The organism is Gordonia sp. SGD-V-85 (genome assembly GCF_001456905.1).
Taxonomy (GTDB): Bacteria; Actinomycetota; Actinomycetes; order Mycobacteriales; family Mycobacteriaceae; genus Gordonia; species Gordonia hongkongensis.
Map to the genome: position 1 here is coordinate 273,413 of NZ_LNQO01000001.1, position 20,475 is coordinate 293,887.

The window sequence follows — 20,475 nt, forward strand, 5'->3', positions numbered from 1 at the left end:
TGTGAGGCGCGTCACAACGGTCAACGAGGGCGTGCGCTATGACCGTTTGCCGAGATTTGTGTGGTAGCGGGCCTGCGTCGGGCCGGCCAGACCGTACGTCGAGGTTTGGTTTCGCCCTCGTCACGGGTACCTCGCGGCGATGCACCCGGAGCGGAGTGTTCGCCAGGCGGACCCCGACCTGGGATCCGGAGTGACGGTCGCGCAGATCGCCGACCACCTCGACACCGCCATCCTCGGCGACCTCACAGCCGGGTCGACGGTGGTCCGCGACATCGACGCGACCTTCCGACGCCACGGCGTCACCTGCTGCGCGATGGAGGTCTCCTCGCATGCGATCGATCAGGGAAGGGTCGACGGCACCGCATTCCGCGTGATGGCGTTCACCAACTTGTCCGACGACCATCTCGACTATCACGAGTCGATGGAGGGGTACTTCGCGACCAAGGCCGCGATGTTCACGCCTGAGCGGACGCAGATCGCAGTGGTCGACATCGACGACCACTGGGGTGTGCGTCTGGCTGCCGGGACCATGACGGAGACCTGGACGTGCTCGACTCGACGCACGGACGCCGACGTCGTCGCCACCGACATCCGGGCCGGGCGTCTCGGCGCCGAGTTCACCGTCCACACGCCACACGGGCGATCCCGGGTCGGGCTGCAGGTGTTGGGGCCTCACCAGGTCGGCAACGCTCTACTGGCGCTCACCGCCGTGGTGGCGGACGGCGTCGACCTCGCCGCTGCGGCCGAGGGCGTCTCCTCGGTGACCGGCATCGCCGGACGGTGCGAACCCGTGCATGCCGGACAGCCGTATCGCGCGATCGTGGACTACATGCACAACACGGCGGGACAACACGCGATGTTCCCCTACCTGTGGTCGTTGACGGAGGACGGTCGGCTCATCGCCGTGGTCGGGGCAACCGGCGGACGCGATCCAGGGAAACGAGAACCACTGGGACAGGTCGCGGCGCGTTACGCGGACGTCGTGATCGTCACCGACGAGAGCCCCGAGGACGAGGACCCCGGCGAGATCAGGGCCAGTGTGCTGCGCGGCGCGCACCGGGAAGCGTCGGCGGTCGTCATCGAGGAACCCGACCGGCGGAGCGCATTCTCGACGGCCACGTCCAGGCCGGTGACCGCGACGTGGTCGTGATCACCGGCCGGGGCAGCGACACCTTCCGCAGGTACGGGACCGAGACGTCGTTCTTCGACGATCACACCGAGTTACGGCGCGCGATCCTCGACACGTCGAACTGAACGGGCGATCACTTCTTGCCGGACAGAACGGCGTCGCGGGCCGCGGCGGCCGCATGGAGCTCGCGCTGATACAGGATTCCGTAGGTGAAACCGTTCTCGCCCTTGCGGATTCCCGCGGCAGCGCCCAGTTCCCGCAAGGCGCGGGCGGCAACGGCGGCATCCTGGTGTTCCCCCAGGACGGTCTGGATCTTCTTGTAGCGCTTGGCCTGCGCGTGACCGATCGACCCGACGACGGGCGTGGCCAGCTCACCGGCGTAACGGGCCCGCTTGGCCGCCTTGCGCGCCCGATGCAGATCTTCCTCGTGCCCGGAGGCGAGGGCTTGCTTCAACCGCTTGTCCGCCTTGCGCGCCGCGCGGGTGGCGATCTGACGGACCTGCTTCTTCGAGATCTGGTCGTCGACGAGCGGGACTGCCTCGTTCCAGGTAGTGAGGGTCGACAGCAGCCGACGATACCGGTCCGATGTCATCTCGGCGGCGACGTTCTCTCGATGGTGATGCTGCTGAGCGGAGAGTTCCTCCTCGATCCGGGCCGCCACCGGTCCGAGCACCAGCTCGTCGGGCAGTTCGGCGAGGGCAGTGGCGAATCGTGCGCGCAGGACCTCCCGGTCGCGCACCTCGCCGAGAACCCCTGCGAACCACCGCAGTTCGTCGTCGAGTCCCACGAGGTCGCTCGGCTCGAACAGCGGTGCCGCGGTCCGCAGCGTGCTCCGGAGACGGCGGATGGCGACGCGAACGCCGTGCACCGGGTTCTCACCGCGACGCAGCGCGACATCGCCGGCGAAGATGGTCGCGATCTGCTCGTGGACGTAGTCCAGTGCGGCGGCAGCGGCCGGCGACGCCGAGCCGGCTCGGTGCGGTGCCTCGTGACCGATGGCGCGCTCGTACGTCGACGACGCCGACGCCGGACGCGCGCCGGCCCCGACCATCCGTTTGCGTACACCCTCGGGCACCGCATCCGACGACGCGGAGCGCACCGCGACCTCGCGCCAGGACGTGGCGGTGGCGACCGGGCCGGCGGCGGTGGCGGAGACGGTGTCGTCGATCACCTCGTAATCCGTCTCACCGTTCGCGTCGAGATGGCGGTGGCGGGTTCGGTGCGTGTGGACGATCGCCGCGACGCGAAGCGGTTTGCCGCCGCTCAGCCCCCAGAGGGCTTCGGCGATCGTCGGCGGAACGGCCGTCGAGGGGGCGTCGATTCGTTCGGTGATGACCTCACCGGGGGAGGGGGTGACGACCCGCCAGCCGGCCGGACGCTCGTCCCCGTCGTCCCCGTCGACGTAGACGACCGTGGTGCCGTGCGCGAGCAGGTCCCGGTCCTCGGTGTCGAAGTACGTGTCGCTGAAATCCGTCGACGTGATCTCGACGTCGCCGGGGTCTCCGAGGTCGGGGATGGCGCTGTCCAGACCGAAATCCCAAGTGTCCGCGCGGGTGGTGTCGGTGTGCACTCCTCGCTCCTCACTCTCGCTGTGTCGCTGACACATCGAGGGTGTCCGAATCGGACATTCGGTAAACGTCGCGGAGCGGAACGATCGCCCTACGAGCGGTGGTAGACGCCGTCCTCGGAACGCGTGACCTGGCCGTGGCGCAGGAGCCGTTCGAGGTGGAGTTCGGCTGTTCGTTTCTCCACCGCGTCGACGAAGGGCAGCTGGACATGCGAGCGATACACCAGCCGTTCGGTGGCGATCCCGTCGACCGTGAGCGGGCGGCGCAGCAACTCCAGCAGGCGCTCCTCGCGTCGATGGATGACGGCCTCGTAGTCGGCGAGACGGGAGCGGAATTCGTCGGCGCCGGTGACCACGCCCTTCTGGTGGAAGGTGCCGTACCAGCGGGCGTCGATGTCGCGCACTCGCGCGATCGACGCGAGGTAGTCGTCGACGCTGCTCCCCAGGTCGCCGTACATGGGCCCGAACGAGGTGAGGTCGATGTCGGCGAGATACAGGAAGCCGGTGGGCTCGACGAGTACACCCGAGTGTCCGGCGGTGTGCCCGGGCAGGTGGACGACCGTTGCGGTGACCCCGCCGAGTTCGAAGGCGTGTCCGTCCTCGACCCCGGCGGTTTCGGGGAAGCCGGACGTCAACTGGAAGGTGTCGCCGATCTGGGCGTCGACGCCGGCCCTCTCCTCGTCGGTCAGTCCGTAGTTGTCGAGAAGGACCTGCAGGGATCGCACGCCGTCGACGTCGGCGTGATGGGCGAACTTGTCCGCGGAGAAGTACCGGAGGCCGGCGATGTGGTCCTCATGTGCGTGACTGATCATCACCGCGTCGGGTTGCACCGGGTCGTGGTCGACCTCGAGGGAGGGATCGACCACCAGGGTCCCGGCGGAGCCGCGGACCACGACCGTGTTGCCGTAGGGAAACGCACCGCCATGCGCCGACGCGAGCACGGTCACCTGGTCGAAGTGTTCTTCGATGAAACTCGGCGCGAGGGTCACGTCGTCTGCGTACCCCGGCGTGGGAATGCTGTCAACGGCGGGGTTCGTCGACGGAGTCATCCCGCGCGCCGGTCACCGCGCGGAGCCACAGCGGCACGATCAGCCACGCAAGGGAGAACGCCATGAGGGTGACGATGCGCGCGACCGCCGACGGAATCGGCCCGGCGGTCGCTCCGTAGACGACGGTGATCGCACCGGACAGCGCCAGGCCGAGCAGGGTGAGGCCGGCGAAAGACAGGTAGTGCGCGTAGGTGACGATCAGTGCGAGCTGGTGCTGACGGAACATGGCCCGGTGCAGCGCCACGGGCGCCGCCAGGGAGATCGCGGCGCCCACGGCACACGACACCGTGATCAGGTAGATCACTCGCAACGTGCCGCCGAGCTCTTCGAAACCGTCATGGAAGGGCAGGGTCAGCAGGAACCCGGTCAGGATCTGCACGCCGGTCTGGACGACCCGGAGCTCCTGCAGGAGCGAATTCCAATTGCGATCCAGCCGTTGGGTTTCCGTCTCGTCGCGTTGGGCGTGATTCCACGCGGCGTCGTCGGCGCCGGGTCCGGTGCGGTGGGTGTCCGACGGGCTGGTCATCTGCTCATCGTCGCACCGGTTGGTCTCGCCGAGCCGTGCGGCGGAGTCTCGACGCGGTTACTGCTAGGGCGTGTTTACGGCGTCGTCACCAGATGTCCGCCCACGACGGACGGTCGGGCACGTCGATCGTGCGCGGTCTGTCCCCGCCCATGACGTCGGTCCCTACCGGGGGGCGTCGGCTCCGAGATTCTCGTCCAGCTGACGATGGCCGAAGGGCATATTGCCCTTCCACGGAGCTGAGGTGGACGAATCTCCGCTACCCACCGAACGGTTGACCGAGCACCACCGGCGAACTGCGGAAAGCCCGATCTGGCCTGGCGCGCGCGGCGTGACCGGAGGACCATCGGTCACATGGCCACGTCGATGGATGAGTTCACGATGTCCCAGCTGAGTTCACTGCGCTGGGCGGACATGCGGCGACGGGTGCGCGCGCTGGTCGACGGAGAAGTCGTCGTCGACTCCGCGAGGGCCATCCAGGTGTGGGAGCCCTACCGGGTGGTCGGCTGCTACGCGGTGCCCGTCTCCGATGTCGTTGCGCCGCTGACCGATGCACAGTCAGTCGACGCCGCCGACGACCACGGGCCGATCCTCACACCGGTCGATCCCTTCGACGTGCACACGACGCCCGGTACGACCTGCGACCTCGTGGCAGGCGAACGGACTCTGGCCGGCGCCGCGTTCCGTCCGGACGATGCCGATCTCGCCGGCCACGTCCTGCTGGACTGGGCGGCCTTCGACGAGTGGCGCGAAGAGGAGCAGACGGCGATCGGTCATCCGCACGATCCGTTTCAGCGCATCGACTGCCTCGACACCCGCAGACATGTGATGGTGACGGTGGGAGGTTCGGTCCTGGCGGACAGCCGACGCCCGACCCTGCTGTTCGAAACCCATCTGCCGCCCCGACACTATCTGCCGCGCGAGGACGTCCGGATGGATCTGCTCGTGCCGTCGGACACCGTCACGGTGTGCGCATACAAGGGCGAGGCGACCTACTGGTCGGCCGTCGTCGGCGACGAGGTCGTTCCCGATGTCGCATGGACCTACGCCGATCCGCTGACCGACGCCGAGCCCGTCCGGGACCTCATCTGCTTCTACGACGAGCGTGTCGATCTGGCCGTCGAAAGGTGAACAGCCGAAACCGAATCGGACCTCTCGACGGTCAGAGTTCACCGTCGTAGCGGTCCAGCCCGGAACCGCTCGCCTTCTTGCTGCGTCCGGTCGGCGCCTCCTTGGCGCTGCGCACCCACTTCCCGGTGCGGTCGAGAGTGGGCATCCGCTCGGAGAAGAATTTGCTGTAGCGCGTTGTCCCGTCGACCTTCAGCACACCGTCCTGGACGTCGATGTGTGCGACCGTTGCCCAGAACGAGTTCTTGCCGTTGCCGACATGAATGAGGATCTCGTCGCTGTCCGGCCCCGGTAGACCGTCTCTGCCCGGCCGTCCATATCGAATCGCCACCCTCGGCCTGCCGAACTTGTCGATTGCGCCGGCACCATTGTCGACGGATTGGTACACGTTGACCAAGAGGTCGCCGTTCTCTTTCGGCAGAACCGTGACCTGCTCGACGGCGGGCTTCTTTCCTCGTCCCGGACCGCGACTGTCCCCGTGGTGCTCGATGAAAGGCCAACTGCGCAGGTCGCCGCGATGACCCTTCTCGCCGCTGATGACCACGTACCGATGAGCGACCTCGTCGCGGCAGAAGAAGTACACGTCGAGGTCGCCCTTGCCGTACTGCTTCACCCGACCGTCGGCCTCGTACTCCGCGCCCCGCCCATCCCACTCGAGGCCCACGGTGAGAACCCAAAACGACGACCCCTTGCGCAGGTCGATCGACGCGGTCTTGTCGGGGGAGTCCTTCGTGATGGAGACCTTGACCTTGGAGAGGTTGGCCGGCGGCGACGCCGAAACCTGCTGCGGCGACTCCGGAACCTGCTGCGACACAGCGTTCACCGGGGCGCCTGCCGACGAAGCGACGCGCTCGGGCTGTTGCTCCGGCTCGTCGTCGATGGTGATCCCGAAGTCGGTGGCGAACGCCGCCAGCCCCTGGCTGTAGCCCTGTCCGATCGCGTCGAGCTTCCACTGTCCGTTCCGGCGGTAGAACCCCACCAGCTGCAGGACGGTCTCGGCGCCGGGATCCGGTGGCGTGAACGTCCATGTGCCCGAACCAGAGATGGTCACCGTCAGCGAACCGATCTGCTCGAATGTCTTGTGCTGCACCTCGGTACTCGCCGCGACGACGATCCGCTCGACGTCGGCGGGCACCGACGTCAGGTCGACTGCACACGAACTCGACCCTCGGAGCCGAACTCCGGAGGAAGCCGGGTTGTTGAAGAAGATCAGGTCGTCGTCGGTGCGGACCCTATCGCCGGCCGTCAGGAGCACGGCGATGAGGTCGACGTCGTCAGGTGACGCGCTCGCGATCTCGACGAGGTGCGCGGTCGCGCTCAGGGTGGTCTTGGAGCCCTTGGTGAGCTCGTGCACAACTACTCCTCGGGATGGTGGCCGGACAGCCCCGATGGTAAGCGAGGTGCCGCCACGGGGCGCGCCGTCGACCGGCCGGGAGACCGGCCTGTCGGCTGTCGGAATGACCCACCGGCACACCGCTTATCCGGTGCGTGAACCCGAGCGGCAGCTCAGCGCAGTGAATACCGGATCGGCAGGTGTTTGAGACCGCCGACGAACACTGTTGCGGCCAGTTCTGGCGTCCCGGCCAGTTCGATGGAGTCGAGCCGCGGGATCAGTTCGGCGAAGAAGCTCCGCATCTCCATCCGGGCCAGAGCGGCGCCGAGACAGAAGTGGACGCCGTAGCCGAACGACAGATGCTTGTTGGGGAACCGGCCGATGTCGAAGGTGAACGGGTCGTCGAAGACCTCCTCGTCCCGATTGCCCGAAGTGTAGGCGAGATAGACGGATTCGCCCTTGGCGATGGGCACACCTCGCACCGAGGTGTCCTCGGCAGCGGTGCGCATGAACTCCTTGACCGGTGTGGTCCACCGGATCATCTCCTCGACCGCGGTCCCCACGAGTTCGGGCTCGCGTCGAAGTCGTTCGAGTTCACCGGGGTTCTCGATGAGCGCCCGGAGGCCGCCGGAGATGGCGTCCTTGGTGGTGTCGTGCCCGGCGCTGGCCACGATCACGTAGTACGACGCGGTGTCGACGTCGGACAGCGGTTCGCCGTCGACGAGGCCGTTGGCGATGGCGGACGCCAGGTCGTCGGTGGGGTGCGCGCGGCGTGATGCGGTGAGTTCGCTGAAGTACGCGAAGAAGTCGAGCAGCGTCGTCATCCGCTCCTCGAGCGTCGCGCCGCGCCGGTACTCGACGTCGTCGGCGCCGAACAGTTCCTGCGTGAGCTGGTGCATTCGCGGGAAGTCCTCCTCGGGGAGGCCCAGCAGCGACAGGATCACGTACAGCGGGAAGCCGACCGCGATCTCCTCGACGAAGTCGCACTCGGGTCCGATGTCGCGCATCCTGTCGACGTAGCGCTTCGCGAGCTCGTCGACGCGGGTCTGTAGGTCGCGCAGAGCTTTCGGACGAAACCAGTCGGCGCCGATGGCGCGGACCTTGCGGTGGTGCGGGTCGTCCATGTGGATAAGGGTGCGCAGTCCGGCACCGGACTCCAGCTGAGCACGTGCCACATCGTCGGCGGCGGCGGTGGTCAACACCGGACGCGGTTCGCTCAGCCACAGGTTGTTGTCGCGCTCGATGTCCATGATGTCGGCGTGCTTGGTGATCGCGAAGAACGGCCGGTAGGGGCCGTGGTCGACACGCGGTACCGGATTGTGTGCCCGCAGGTGGGCCATCGCGGCGTGCAGTCGCGGCTCGTCGGCGTAGGCCTTGGCGTCGGCGAAGACGTTGGCGGCGTCGTCGGTCATGCTCGTGTCCACGCTGCTTGTCGGCACCGTTGTCCTTCCGTCGAGGGTCGATCGCTGTCGAGTGTCCGGTATCGGCGGGTTTCAGACCGGCGTATTGGGGAACCCGGTCGCCCATCCGAGATGAGGCAGGCACCGAATGGCCGGCATGAGCACCCCTTCCGAGTCAGGCGAGGACGCGGCTGCGACGGCTCGATGCGACGGCGCGACGACGGCCGACGCCACCGGTGACTATCTGCCGATCGCCGACCACGGTGTCATCGGGGACCTGCGTACCGCGGCCGTCGTGGGAGTCGACGGGCGGATCGACTGGTTCTGTTGTCCGCGGTTCGACTCGCCGAGTGTGTTCGGTTCGTTGCTCGACGCCCGCCGCGGCGGTGCCTGGACCGTGGAACCCATCGACGGAGAGGTCACCACGCGGCAGTTCTACCTCCCCGACTCCAACGTGCTCGTCACCCGCTTCTTGAGCGAGGACGGCGTCGCCGAGGTCCAGGACCTCATGCCGATCGCGCGCCCGCACGATCCCGACCATCGCACGCGGATCATCCGTCGGGTCTCCTGCGTGCGCGGCTCCGTGGAGTTCCGCGTGACGGTTGCGCCGCGGTTCGATTACGGGCGCCAGGCGCACACCGTCGTCGTCGAGGACGAACGCCGACTCCGTTTCGAGACCGACGATCTGGTGTTGCATCTCGCGTCGACGGTCGATGTCGACACCGTCGACGACCGGGATGCACAGGCCCACTTCACCGTCGAGACCGGTCAGTGCGTGACCTTCGTCCTCGCCCCCGACCCCATCGGGTCCGACATGCTCGACCACGACAGTTCTCCCGCGGTCGTCGCCGCGACGGTCGCATTCTGGCAGGACTGGGTCTCGCGCTCCTCCTACACGGGCCGGTGGCGGGAGATGGTGCACCGGTCGGCGCTCACGCTCAAACTACTGACGCACGAACCGTCGGGGGCGGTGGTGTCCGCGGTGACCGCCGCGCTTCCCGAAGAGATCGGCGGCGAACGGAACTGGGACTACCGCTACGTGTGGATCCGCGATGCCGCCTTCACGCTCTACGCGCTACTGCGGCTGGGTTTCACCGACGAGGCGGGCGCCTTCATGGACTGGCTGACCTGCCGGTTCGACGATGGCGCCGACGAAGCGGGGGATCTGGGACCGCTGCGGTTGATGTACACCGTCGACGGGGATCCGCCGCCGAAGGAGACCGAACTCGACCACTGGGAGGGTTACCGGCAGACCTCGCCGGTGTTGGTCGGAAACGCCGCCGCCGACCAGCTCCAGCTGGACATCTACGGCGAGCTCATCGACTCGGTGTACCTGTACAACAAGTACGGACCGGGGATCTCCTACGGGTCCTGGACGCATCTGTGCACGGTGGCGGGATGGCTTGTCGACAACTGGGATCGTCCGGACCAGAGCATCTGGGAGGTGCGGAGCAAGCCGCAGGACTACGTCTACTCGCGAGTGATGTCGTGGGTGGCCCTCGAGCGGATGATCCGGATGAGTCGTCAGCGCGGTCTACCGGGCGACGTCGCCGGTTGGATGAAGGCCCGCGACGACATCTTCCTGCAGATCATGGAGCGGGGCTGGAACGACGACGTGGGGGCCTTCGTCCAGACGCTCGACTCCGATCGGCTCGACGCCGCGCTGTTGCTCATCCCCGCCGTGAAGTTGTTGTCGCCCACCGATGATCGGTTCCTCCGCACGCTCGAGCGGATCGAGGAAGAACTCGTGAGCGACTCCCTGGTGTTCCGGTACGACACCGACGGCGGGCACGACGGCCTCGACGGCGCCGAGGGAACGTTCTCCCTGTGCTCGTTCTGGTACGTCGAAGCACTCACCCGGGTCGGCCGCCTGGCCGACGCCCGGCTCGCGCTAGAGAAGATGTTCACCCATGCCAACCACCTAGGCCTTTATGCCGAGCAGGTCGGACTCACCGGCGAACAACTCGGCAACATGCCGCAGGCGTTCACTCACCTCGCACTCATCAGCGCGGCCATCAATCTCGACCGGCGCCTGGGCGATTGAACTGAGCGCTGCGGAATCCGGTTGCGCTTTGTGCCGGAAGCCGGGACAAACCACAACCGGATCTCATGTCCGCGTTCAGATCCAGCCGGACCCGCCGCACAGGTCGTCGGCGGCCGCAGGGCCGGTCGATCCGGCCGCATACGGTTGCGGTGCAGGCGGATTCGCCAGCACCGGTGCGGCCACCTCCCACACATGCGCGAGACCGTCGGGCCGGGTGAACAGCGACCGATCGCCGCGCAGCACGTCGACGATGAGTCGGGCATAGGGCGACAGGCCGTCGGCCACCTCGTCGAGCTGTTCGGTCATGTGGGCGACGGAGAGGTCGGTGCCCGAACCCGGTTCCTTGACGGTGACCGCCAGATCGATGGCACCGTCGCCGGCCAGATCGAAGGTCAGCACGGTGCCGTCCTTCGGGGTATCGGTCAGCGGACCGTCGGCGGGGGAGCGGAACACGAGGCTGAGTCGTTGGGAGCTGTGGTCGAGCATCTTGCCGGTCCGCAGCAGGAACGGGACGCCGTGCCAGCGGTTGGTGTCGACCCACAGGCGGACTGCCGCGAACGTCTCGGTGGTGGAGTCCGCGGGGATGCCGTCGGTGTCGCGGTACCCCTCGTACTGGCCGAAGACCACCTCGGTGGGGTCCAGCGGCCGGAACGCCGCGATGACCGACTCCCGCGCGTCGAGCAGGTCGTCGGCGCCGAGCGACACCGGGGGTTCCATCGCGACTTCGGCCGCCACCTGGAACAGGTGGGTGACGATCATGTCCAGGAATGCGCCGGTGGCGTCGTAGAAGGCGGCGCGGTCGGCGATGTCGAGGGTTTCCGGGACGTCGATCTGGACTTCCGCCACGTGTTCGCGGTTCCACACTCCCGAGAACAACCCGTTGGCAAACCGGAGGACGTGCAGGTTCTGGGTGCTCTCCTTTCCCAGGAAGTGGTCGATCCGGTAGATCTGCTTCTCGTCCAGGGATTCGTGAACCGCCTCGTCGAGAGTCCGGAAGCCGTCGGGGGACGTTCCGAACGGCTTCTCGTAGACGACTCGGGATCCCTTCGCAAGATCGTGCGCGGCAATGGCTTTCGTGTAGTCGACGAAGGTGGTCGGTGGGAGGGCCAGATAGTGGACCAGTTGAGCACCGTCGCCGACGGCGTCACGGGCCGCGTCGATCACCTCCGGCAGACGGCCGGGGTCGTCGACGGTGAACCCGCCGCCGGCGAAGCGGATGGTCGCGGCGAACGCTTCCCATTCGTCCGATGACACCGACCCGTCCGGACCGAACTCCTCGATGGCGTCCTTCACGTGCTGCCGGAACTCGTCGTCGGTCCGGTCGCCACGGCCGTTGCCGATCAGCTGCCAGCCGTCGGGGAGCAGGTCTCGGCGGTGGAGCTCGTACAGCGACGGCAGGACCATCCGCTTGGCGAGGTCGCCCGTCGACCCGAAGAGGATGAAGATCACCGACGCTTCGTCACCCGCTTCGGTGTCAGACGGTGTCGTGTTCCCCGGTGTGGCGCTGTCTGCAGTCATACGTCAATAGTGCCGGTCTCACGGTGTCGCGCGGCGATAAAGCCTCCAGTCAGACGCTTGACGCTCGTGGGATACAACACAATCATGAACGTGACGAAAACCTGACCAACCAGGCTCGCTGCCGCGCAGAGAGTAGGTGGGGTACGGAAGCCGACCGTGCCGCGCTGCCGGATCGCGCCGATCGGCAGGTTAGCGACCACATGGCCGGGTTCCCACGAACATTTACGACTTGACCTACAGGAGTGCGACATGGCCAGGAGACGCGGATTCTTCGCCGAGATGCAACATCAGGCGCGCCTCCACGAACAACGCCAACGGCAAGCGCAGCGGGCAGCGGAACAGGCACGTTTGCGGGCAGTTCGTGAGGCGGAACGTGCCAGGCGTGAGTGGGAACGCACCCGGGTTGCGCAAGAGCGTAGCGACGCGCGTGAAGCTGCTCGATACGCCAAGGCGCAGGACGCGCTGCGCGTCGCGGCGCGGCAGGCCGAGGTCGACGTATTGAACGCAGAGCTGGAAGCGAGTTACGAAGCCATCGACTCAATGCTGCTGGCGACGCTCGAGGTTGACGATTACGTCGATTTGGCGAGCCTCCGCCAGACCGTCCAGTTTCCGGCCTTCGACCGGCCCGAACTTACGCAGCCAGTTCCGGCACCGGTCCCCGAGCCCGCGCCGATCGAGCCGGCCTTCGTCGAGCCGCCGCTACCGACGGGTCTCAGCGGGATGGTCGGTGCAAAGAAGCGTCACGAAGCGGCGAGAGCCATGGCTTGGGCGGCCCACTTGGAAAACCATCGCGCCTGGCAACACCAGATGATGCTGCGTGACGAACGCTGGCACCGCACCCAAGCCAAGTACCGGGACGCTGAGGCGGCGCGCCTAGTTCAGCTTGCTGCCGCCCAAGAGCAGTACGAAAATGATTGCCGCCGTGCGAGAAAGGAAGTGCTCGCAGCAAACGTCCGCCTAGAGAAGTTGATGGTGGGGCTTCAGGAGGGTGACCCCGGAGCACTCGAAGAGTACATATCGATCGTGTTGAGTAACTCCGTCTACCCTTCAATCTTCCCTGTGGGTCATGAGTTCCAGTTCAACGGCACAGACGCCGAGCTCAGTCTGCAAGTCGATATTCCAAGGCCGGACGCCTTACCGTCCGAGAAGCTGTTCAAGTACACCCGCACGGCCGACACGATCTCGAGTACGCCGTTGCCGAAGAAGGCGATAAAAGACCGTTACGCAAACGCGGTCGCTCAGGTAATTCTTCGAAGTGTGCATGAGATCTTCGAAGCGGACCGTGGCGGCATAGTTGAGACAATTTCTATCACCGTGGGTGTTCACACTGTCGATCCGGCGACTGGACACGATCAGTTCGTGCCGCTGGCCCAGCTAGCGACTGATCGGTCGACCATTGAGAGCCTGGACCTCTCGCGGGTAGATGCACAAGCCACGTTGCGACACCTGCGCGGCGCTATCTCGAGTGCGCCATATGATCTCGCGCCGCTGTCGAACCGGGAGGGGGTACGCGGATGACTGAGACAGCGCCTCGTGACGGCGTCGAAGTTAGCGAATGACCGAGCAGGCGGAGGTCATCCGCAACCTTCGAGCCACGCTGGTCGTCAAAGAGCGGGAGCTCAATTCGCTCTACGATAAGCTTGCGGCCGTCCAGAAGGAACTTGACGTAGCCCGGCACCTCCGTCCGGTCTCGGAATCCGTTGCGGTCGCCGAAAGCACAAACTCCAGCATCGTCGAGACGGATGACCGAATCGTGTTTCAGGACGTCGGTATCTACGTCTATCAGCACCCTCTTCGTGACGCCGAACAGTATCGGGAACGGCTGTCATCGATAGTCGAGAACATCAAAGATTCAATCAAGAGTGGCGGTGCAATCGAGTCGTCGGACATGTTTAGTTTCAACAACTCGTTGGCGAAGGGTCGCAAAATGACCGCTGACCTCGCCAAGCTGATGCTTCGCGCTTACAACGCGGAGGCCGAGAATTGTGTTCGGACTGTGAAGGCCGGAAACCTACGAACCTCAGTGCGCCGTCTCGAGAAGGCGAAGGAGACCATCGCGAAGCTCGGCGCGATCATGGAGATGCGAATCGCTGACGACTACCACCGACTTCGCGTCACCGAACTCGAGCTCACCGCTGATTTCATGATGAAGCGCCAAGAAGAACGCTTGGCTCAGCGGGAAGAACGCGAGCGACTCCGAGAGGAAAGGCGTGTTGAGCAAGAGCTGGCAGCACAGCGAGAGAATCTCGAGAAAGAGCGCAGGCACTACGAGAATCTACTAGCCAGCCTTTCGTCAGACGACGATACGGAATCAGACCGGGTGCGCAGCAAGATCGCTGAGATCGCGGCTGCTATCGCCGAGAACGACTACCGCCAGGCAAACATCCGCGCTGGTTACGTCTACGTCATCAGCAATCGCGGAGCATTTGGCCCCAATGTAGTCAAGATCGGTATGACACGGCGGTTGGATCCGATGGATCGGGTGCGCGAACTGGGCAGCGCTTCGGTGCCGTTTCCGTTCGACGTTCACGCACTCTACTTCTCTGAGGACGCGGTCACGCTCGAGTCAAGGCTTCACCAGGCCTTTTCTAATCAGCGATTGAATCATGCGAATCTGAGGCGCGAGTTCTTCTTCGCAGCGCCATCCGAGGTGCGCGTGGTTCTGGCTCAACATGTTGGAAACCTGCTGGAGTACAACGAAGAACCTGACTCGACCCAGTACTTCCAAAGTCGCGGCCGGTGGCCCCAGGCCAATGAGATGTCGACTGGGTCCAATAGGTAGGGATCGCTTCGGCAATCCGAACGGTGCCCGATGCTCGTTGGACAGTACACCCCCGACCGGGTGCGATCATGCTGGGAAGTCTACGCCGCATTCGGGAACCGCAGGCCACGATAGGACTGTGACGGGTTGCCTCGCCTGAAGTCAATGCACTTGCTGGACTGATTCGACGTGGCGACCTGATGAGTTCAGGCGTGCGAGGCTAGCTGCTCGGCCTCTGAAGTCGGCGCCGCCTGCGCTGGCGCAAACGACGCTCTGGATGCGATTGGATCTTGGATTGTGCAACAGAGGGTCAAAGTCGAGCGAACCAGCGGGGGAATGCCGAGGGGCGTGTGATGATGCTCGTGTTTGCGGGACGAGCGAAGGTACGAGGATGGCGCAGATAAGTTCGAAGGTCAAAGAGAAGAACGCGGTGAAGTGGGAGAGTTCTCTTCAAGAGAAGGATCTGTACCAAGGGGAGGTGGTGTGGGCCTTCGTCAACGGCCGACGAATGAAGCCCGTGACCCAAGGTGCGGCCATCACCAACGCCCGCATCATAGGCTTCCTGACCAGCCAAGCCGAACCCAAGTATAGGGTGCCGCTCGAAGTATTTGCCGACGAAGTCCGTGGTTTCGACTTCGAGGGCAAAGGCATGCACATGCGGGTGCTCACCGACGCCGGCGAGGTCGACTTCGGTCCGCTGGCAAGAGCGAGGTTGAATTCGCGAAGTATTACGTCGATTACCTGTGGCGCAGTGGCGTAGCTCCGGAAGTGAGAGAGGCTCGTGAATCCGAAGCTAGAGAGCAAGCCGCCGAGGCTGCCGTAACCGCAGAGCTCCTGGGTCGCCGCAATGAGGTGCGTGTCATCGGACCGGAAATGAAGGACAAGTGGTGGGATGCGATCGCCCGTCACTCGCACGCCGATGAACTGCCGTGGTTCGTCATCAATGGAGGATCGGCTGGTCGCCTAGTGGCGTTTGAAGATCGGCTGCTAATCACGAAAACCGGTGGCATGACGTCGTTTATGGCAGGCTCGCTCGGTGGCGGTCGAGAGACAACCTTCCCGTACTCAGAGATCACGAATATAGAGTTCAACGGCGGATTCGCTACTGGCGTCCTGGAGGTGTTGACTCCCAGCTATCAGGGCTCTGGCAACCACGACTATTGGCGCTCGAGCAACAAGGGCCGAAACAACGCTCATGACGACCCGTGGACATTGTCTAACTGCCTTCCGCTGGCGAAAGTGCTGTATCAAGAGGCGCAACCGCTGCTGAACGAGATGCAGCGCAAGATCGCTGACGCGAAGCGCCCGCAGGTTGTTGTCCAGCATGCGCCACCATCGCCCGCCGCTATCGCGGGCGGCGGCGGTCTCGCTCACGAACTGCAAAAGTTGGCCGAAATGCACCAGCGAGGTCTTCTCGACGACGAGGAGTTCAAAGCCGCAAAGAGGGCTGCGATCGCGAAGATGGCATAGATGATTGACACGACCAACGCGGATCACTGCTGTTGAGCGGGGGAATCCGTGTGACGAACGACGGTCGGCGGTATTTCGGCCTCCCCCTCCTGTGCGTAACGGCGGATGATCAGCACCATGGCCGATCTCGCCGCCTGGCCCGAACAACGTTCGTCGTGTCTGCAGCGATCGCTGCGGGTGTTCGCTCCCCTCACTGTTCTGACGCGAGGAGGTAGCGCGTGCGTAGGAGCATCGAAGGGCTTGCGGTGTGGCCGCGCCGTGCCGTTGCTGGTGTTGTCGCCGCCGCAGACAGTCGCGCTAGTCGTAACAGTCCGAGCAACCCGCGGCCCGCCGACTGCCGCAGGCGAGAGAATTGGTTGGACGCCGTGAGCCCTCGCCTTCTATGTGCTGTAGATCACATATTGAGTAGACATGAGCGGAATGCACTCAACTCTGTTGGCGTTGTAGACCGCGTATGGCTCATACTTGAGCCTGTTGGACTTAAGAGAAAGGTGCACGCGAGTGGACAGCTTCACCCCCACCACCAAGACGCAGCAAGCATTGAGTTCTGCTGTGCAGGCGGCGGCCAGTGCTGGCAACCCCGACGTGCGACCGGCCCACATCCTCGTGGCACTGCTCGATCAGTCCGACGGCATCGCGTCGCCGCTGCTCAAAGCGGTGGGCGTGGACCCGTCGAGCGTTCGTGCGCAGGCCCAGGCTCTGGTCGATCGCATGCCGACGGTGTCCGGCGCCAGCTCGACGCCTCAACTATCCCGCGAATCGATCGCGGCCGTCACCGCAGCTCAGCAGCTGGCCGGTGAACTCGACGACGAGTACGTCTCGACCGAGCACGTCGTCGTCGGCCTGGCGACCGGTGATTCCGACGTCGCCAAACTGCTGCACAACCTCGGTGCGACGCCGCAGGCCCTGCGCGAGGCGTTCGTCGCCGTGCGCGGCAGCGCGCGGGTCACCTCCGAGGATCCCGAATCGACCTACCAGGCTCTCGAGAAGTACTCGACCGACCTGACCGCGGCCGCCCGCGAGGGCAAGCTCGACCCGGTCATCGGCCGCGACACCGAGATCCGGCGCGTCGTGCAGGTGCTCAGCCGGCGGACCAAGAACAACCCGGTCCTCATCGGTGAGCCCGGCGTCGGCAAGACCGCCATCGTCGAAGGTCTCGCCCAGCGCATCGTCGCCGGCGACGTGCCGGAGTCGTTGCGCAACAAGACCGTCATCTCCCTCGACATGGGTTCGATGGTCGCCGGTGCGAAGTACCGCGGCGAGTTCGAGGAGCGGCTCAAGGCCGTGCTCGACGAGATCAAGGGTTCGGCCGGACAGGTCATCACCTTCATCGACGAGCTGCACACGATCGTCGGAGCCGGTGCGACAGGCGATTCCGCGATGGATGCCGGCAACATGATCAAGCCGATGCTCGCCCGCGGTGAGCTGCGGCTGGTCGGTGCCACGACCCTCGAGGAATACCGTAAGTACATCGAGAAGGACGCCGCGCTCGAGCGTCGATTCCAGCAGGTGTACGTCGGCGAACCGTCGGTCGAGGATGCCATCGGCATCCTGCGCGGCCTGAAGGACCGGTACGAGGTGCACCACGGTGTGCGCATCACCGACTCCGCATTGGTCGCCGCCGCAACTCTTTCCGACCGCTACATCACCTCGCGCTTCCTCCCCGACAAGGCCATCGACCTCGTCGACGAGGCGGCGTCGCGGCTGCGGATGGAGATCGACTCGCGCCCCGTCGAGATCGACGAGGTCGAGCGCATCGTCCGCCGGCTCGAGGTCGAAGAGGTTGCGCTGCAGAAGGAAACGGACGCGGCGTCGAAGGAACGGCTCGAGAAGTTGCGCGCCGAACTGGCCGACCAGAAGGAGAAGCTCAACGAGCTGTCCGCACGGTGGCAGTCGGAGAAGACCGCGATCGACGCGGTACGCGACCTCAAGGAAGAGCTGGATCGTCTCCGTGGAGAAGCCGAACGCGCCGAGCGCGACGGTGACCTCGGACGCGCAGCCGAGCTGCGGTACGGCCGAATCCCCGGACTGGAGAAGGAACTCGAGGCCGCGCTGGAGAAGACCGGTACCGATCCGTCGCAGGACGTGATCCTCCAGGAGGAGGTCGGACCCGACGACGTGGCACAGGTCGTGTCGTCGTGGACCGGAATCCCGGCCGGACGCATGCTCGAAGGTGAGACCGCCAAGCTGCTGCGCATGGAGGACGAACTGGGCAAGCGAGTCATCGGACAGAAGGCTGCCGTCGAGGCCGTCTCCGACGCGGTGCGTCGTGCCCGGGCCGGCGTCGCCGACCCGAACCGGCCACTGGGTTCGTTCATGTTCCTCGGCCCGACCGGCGTCGGCAAGACCGAGCTGGCCAAGGCGCTCGCCGAGTTCTTGTTCGACGACGAGCGGGCGATGGTCCGCATCGACATGAGCGAGTACGGCGAGAAGCACAGCGTGGCAAGGCTCGTCGGTGCTCCGCCCGGCTACGTCGGGTATGAGGCCGGTGGTCAGCTGACCGAGGCGGTGCGGCGTCGGCCGTACACGGTGGTCCTGTTCGACGAGATCGAGAAGGCCCACCCGGACGTGTTCGACGTGCTGCTGCAGGTGCTGGACGAAGGTCGCCTGACCGACGGCCAGGGCCGGACGGTGGACTTCCGCAACACCATCCTGATCCTCACCTCGAACCTCGGTGCGGGTGGCGACAAGGATCACGTCATGATGGCGGTGCGGTCGGCGTTCAAGCCGGAGTTCATCAACCGTCTCGACGACGTGGTGATCTTCGACGCCCTGAGCCCGGAGGAACTGGTGTCGATCGTCGACATCCAGCTCGGCCAGCTCAAGAAGCGCCTCGCACAGCGTCGCCTCGACCTCGAGGTGTCGCTCAAGGCCAAGGAATGGCTGGGCGCTCGCGGATTCGACCCGCTGTACGGTGCCCGCCCGCTGCGCCGCCTGGTGCAGCAAGCCATCGGTGACCAGCTCGCCAAGCAGCTGCTCGCCGGGGACATCCGGGACGGCGACGTGGTGCCGGTCAATGTCAGTGCCGACGGAGAATCGTTGGTACTCGGCTGAGTTCGTGAATGACAAGTGAATGACAAGGGACCCATCCTTCGGGATGGGTCCCTTTGTCTGCGCCGGCTACGGATGTGGGAAGCGGTCGAGGTTGTCCTCTACCCACAGGCGCAGTGCGTCCAGCGGCCCGGCGGCGTCCACCCCGAGTTCCGTCAGTTGGTATTCGACGTGCAGCGGGACCGCCGGATAGACGGTACGGGTCAGCATCCCGGCTGTCTCCAACCGACGCAGAGTCGCCGTGAGGACTTTGGGGCTGATCCCGTCCAGCCGCACGCGGAGCTCTCCGAAACGCATCGGTCGATCGCGTAGGGCGCCGATGACCAGGGCGCTCCACTTGTCGGCGAGAAGGTCGAGCATCCCTCGGCAGGGACACGACGCAGAGTAGGCGTCTCCGCGATGGGACGGCAGTGACATGGCGCTGGCCTCGATGCTCTCTATTGGATACTAGGAGCCCTTGCGGGTAACTGGGGTCGTGTGGATACCTTAGCGCCATGACACGAGAGATGACAGCCCTGGTCGCGGTCGCCGCGAACTCCGTCGAGGACCCGAGCGCGTTCGCCGAGACGACAATGCCGGTGCCGGCGCCCCGTCCGCACGATCTCCTCGTCGAGGTCCGCGCGGTCTCGGTCAACCCGGTGGACACCAAAGTGCGTGCAGGCCTGCGTGACTCCGATCCGCCGCGTGTTCTGGGATTCGACGCGGCGGGGATTGTCGTCGGGATCGGCGACGAGGTGTCGAGGTTTGCCGTCGGGGACGAGGTCTACTACGCCGGTTCGATCGATCGGCCGGGAACGAATGCCGAATTCCATCTTGTCGATGAGCGGATCGTCGGGCGCAAACCGTCGTCCCTCGACTTCGGCGCGGCTGCCGCACTGCCGTTGACCACGATCACTGCCTGGGAGTCGTTGTTCGAGAAGCTGCGGGTCGATTCCGCGGACTCGGGAACGATCGTCGTGGTGGCGGGTGCCGGGGGCGTCGGCTCGATGGTCATTCAGTTGGCCCGGACCCTGACTGATCTCACCGTGATCGCAACCGCGTCACGGCCTGAGTCGCAGGAATGGGCGCGAGGACTCGGTGCCCACCACGTCGTCGACCCGAGACGCCTGCGCGAGGACGTGCGGGCATACGCTCCGCGCGGTGTGGACTACATCTTCTCGCCCCACTCGTACGGAAATGTCGAGTCCTATGCCGACATCATGGGTGTACACGGTCAGGTCGTCGCCATCGACGAGCCGGAAGGTCTCGATACCCTCCCCCTGAAGCAGAAAAGCCAGAGTTGGCATTGGGAGTTGATGTTCTCCAAGCCGTTGTTCGCACCGGAAGACGACTCGCAACACCAGATCCTCGGCCGGGTCGCCGAACTCGTCGACGCCGGCAAGATCCGCAGCACTGTCAACCGTGAACTGGCTGGTTTCACGATCGAGAATCTTCGTACAGCGCACCGGGTCTCCGAATCCGGAGGGGCGATCGGCAAGGTGGTCCTCACGCGCTGACCAACG

General features: G+C 65.3%; 16 protein-coding genes. 9 read left to right on the top strand and 7 right to left on the bottom strand.

The genetic code is table 11. From position 1 onward, the window contains the following. The first annotated feature begins 190 nt into the window (after positions 1–190). Positions 191–1,150 carry a Mur ligase family protein gene (locus tag AS181_RS01220; protein ID WP_231742199.1) on the top strand — a complete coding sequence of 320 codons (960 nt, stop codon included), beginning with the start codon at positions 191–193 and terminating at the stop codon, positions 1,148–1,150. A 112-nt stretch (positions 1,151–1,262) separates the two neighbouring features. Here AS181_RS01220 and AS181_RS01225 read toward each other — a convergent pair whose 3' ends face one another. The 3 genes from AS181_RS01225 to AS181_RS01235 form a co-directional block, all read right to left on the bottom strand. Next, positions 1,263–2,699 (bottom strand): CYTH and CHAD domain-containing protein, encoded by a 1,437-nt coding sequence (locus AS181_RS01225; RefSeq protein ID WP_058249786.1) that lies wholly within the window; start codon positions 2,697–2,699, stop codon positions 1,263–1,265. An 89-nt stretch (positions 2,700–2,788) separates the two neighbouring features. Continuing rightward, on the bottom strand, positions 2,789–3,685 hold the full coding sequence (locus tag AS181_RS01230; RefSeq protein WP_058249787.1) for an MBL fold metallo-hydrolase: 897 nt from the start codon (positions 3,683–3,685) through the stop codon (positions 2,789–2,791). A 31-nt stretch (positions 3,686–3,716) separates the two neighbouring features. Beyond that, positions 3,717–4,271: a DUF6328 family protein gene (locus AS181_RS01235; RefSeq protein WP_058249788.1), complete on the bottom strand. Its 555-nt coding sequence runs from the start codon at positions 4,269–4,271 to the stop codon at positions 3,717–3,719. 351 nt (positions 4,272–4,622) lie between these two features. On the opposite strand from AS181_RS01235, the gene AS181_RS01240 reads away from it, so the two are divergent. Further along, positions 4,623–5,399, top strand: coding sequence for a DUF427 domain-containing protein (locus AS181_RS01240; RefSeq protein WP_058249789.1), 777 nt, complete (start codon positions 4,623–4,625; stop codon positions 5,397–5,399). A 31-nt stretch (positions 5,400–5,430) separates the two neighbouring features. Here AS181_RS01240 and AS181_RS01245 read toward each other — a convergent pair whose 3' ends face one another. Continuing rightward, complete coding sequence (locus AS181_RS01245) at positions 5,431–6,750, bottom strand: TerD family protein (RefSeq protein ID WP_058249790.1); 1,320 nt, start codon at positions 6,748–6,750, stop codon at positions 5,431–5,433. A gap of 152 nt (positions 6,751–6,902) precedes the next feature. Further along, complete coding sequence (locus AS181_RS01250; RefSeq protein ID WP_058249953.1) at positions 6,903–8,141, bottom strand: cytochrome P450; 1,239 nt, start codon at positions 8,139–8,141, stop codon at positions 6,903–6,905. Between the two features lie 136 nt (positions 8,142–8,277). On the opposite strand from AS181_RS01250, the gene AS181_RS01255 reads away from it, so the two are divergent. Continuing rightward, the gene (locus tag AS181_RS01255; RefSeq protein ID WP_058249791.1) at positions 8,278–10,173 is read left to right on the top strand and encodes a glycoside hydrolase family 15 protein; all 1,896 of its coding nucleotides are present in this window, start codon (positions 8,278–8,280) and stop codon (positions 10,171–10,173) included. 75 nt (positions 10,174–10,248) lie between these two features. Here AS181_RS01255 and AS181_RS01260 read toward each other — a convergent pair whose 3' ends face one another. Continuing rightward, positions 10,249–11,691 (bottom strand): glucose-6-phosphate dehydrogenase, encoded by a 1,443-nt coding sequence (locus AS181_RS01260; RefSeq protein ID WP_269434024.1) that lies wholly within the window; start codon positions 11,689–11,691, stop codon positions 10,249–10,251. A 249-nt stretch (positions 11,692–11,940) separates the two neighbouring features. Here AS181_RS01260 and AS181_RS25285 point away from each other — a divergent pair, with 249 nt between their 5' ends. The 5 genes from AS181_RS25285 to clpB all read left to right on the top strand — a co-directional run bounded on the left by AS181_RS25285 (position 11,941) and on the right by clpB (position 18,976). Further along, on the top strand, positions 11,941–13,209 hold the full coding sequence (locus AS181_RS25285; RefSeq protein WP_058249793.1) for a hypothetical protein: 1,269 nt from the start codon (positions 11,941–11,943) through the stop codon (positions 13,207–13,209). Positions 13,210–13,246: 37 nt separating this feature from the next. Beyond that, positions 13,247–14,473: a DUF4041 domain-containing protein gene (locus AS181_RS01275; protein ID WP_058249794.1), complete on the top strand. Its 1,227-nt coding sequence runs from the start codon at positions 13,247–13,249 to the stop codon at positions 14,471–14,473. A gap of 370 nt (positions 14,474–14,843) precedes the next feature. Further along, on the top strand, positions 14,844–15,212 hold the full coding sequence (locus tag AS181_RS25290) for a hypothetical protein (RefSeq protein ID WP_231742201.1): 369 nt from the start codon (positions 14,844–14,846) through the stop codon (positions 15,210–15,212). Positions 15,213–15,325: 113 nt separating this feature from the next. Continuing rightward, positions 15,326–15,922 (top strand): SHOCT domain-containing protein, encoded by a 597-nt coding sequence (locus tag AS181_RS25295; protein ID WP_231742203.1) that lies wholly within the window; start codon positions 15,326–15,328, stop codon positions 15,920–15,922. A gap of 501 nt (positions 15,923–16,423) precedes the next feature. After that, complete coding sequence (gene clpB, locus AS181_RS01285; RefSeq protein ID WP_058249795.1) at positions 16,424–18,976, top strand: ATP-dependent chaperone ClpB; 2,553 nt, start codon at positions 16,424–16,426, stop codon at positions 18,974–18,976. Positions 18,977–19,042: 66 nt separating this feature from the next. On the opposite strand, the gene AS181_RS01290 is transcribed toward clpB, so the two are convergent. After that, complete coding sequence (locus AS181_RS01290; RefSeq protein ID WP_078112700.1) at positions 19,043–19,333, bottom strand: winged helix-turn-helix transcriptional regulator; 291 nt, start codon at positions 19,331–19,333, stop codon at positions 19,043–19,045. Between the two features lie 134 nt (positions 19,334–19,467). Here AS181_RS01290 and AS181_RS01295 point away from each other — a divergent pair, with 134 nt between their 5' ends. After that, on the top strand, positions 19,468–20,469 hold the full coding sequence (locus AS181_RS01295; protein WP_231742205.1) for a zinc-binding alcohol dehydrogenase family protein: 1,002 nt from the start codon (positions 19,468–19,470) through the stop codon (positions 20,467–20,469). Positions 20,470–20,475 lie beyond the last annotated feature (6 nt).

Bases quoted from the DNA above. Each gene is read 5' to 3' on its own strand.
- AS181_RS01235 (WP_058249788.1), bottom strand. From the start codon at position 4,271: ATGACCAGCCCGTCGGACACCCACCGCACCGGACCCGGCGCCGACGAC.
- AS181_RS01240 (WP_058249789.1), top strand. From the start codon at position 4,623: ATGGCCACGTCGATGGATGAGTTCACGATGTCCCAGCTGAGTTCACTG.
- AS181_RS01250 (WP_058249953.1), bottom strand. From the start codon at position 8,141: ATGACCGACGACGCCGCCAACGTCTTCGCCGACGCCAAGGCCTACGCC.
- AS181_RS01255 (WP_058249791.1), top strand. From the start codon at position 8,278: ATGGCCGGCATGAGCACCCCTTCCGAGTCAGGCGAGGACGCGGCTGCG.
- AS181_RS01260 (WP_269434024.1), bottom strand. From the start codon at position 11,691: ATGACTGCAGACAGCGCCACACCGGGGAACACGACACCGTCTGACACC.
- AS181_RS25285 (WP_058249793.1), top strand. From the start codon at position 11,941: ATGGCCAGGAGACGCGGATTCTTCGCCGAGATGCAACATCAGGCGCGC.
- AS181_RS01275 (WP_058249794.1), top strand. From the start codon at position 13,247: ATGACCGAGCAGGCGGAGGTCATCCGCAACCTTCGAGCCACGCTGGTC.
- AS181_RS25290 (WP_231742201.1), top strand. From the start codon at position 14,844: ATGGCGCAGATAAGTTCGAAGGTCAAAGAGAAGAACGCGGTGAAGTGG.
- AS181_RS25295 (WP_231742203.1), top strand. From the start codon at position 15,326: ATGAAGGACAAGTGGTGGGATGCGATCGCCCGTCACTCGCACGCCGAT.
- AS181_RS01290 (WP_078112700.1), bottom strand. From the start codon at position 19,333: ATGCTCGACCTTCTCGCCGACAAGTGGAGCGCCCTGGTCATCGGCGCC.
- AS181_RS01295 (WP_231742205.1), top strand. From the start codon at position 19,468: ATGACACGAGAGATGACAGCCCTGGTCGCGGTCGCCGCGAACTCCGTC.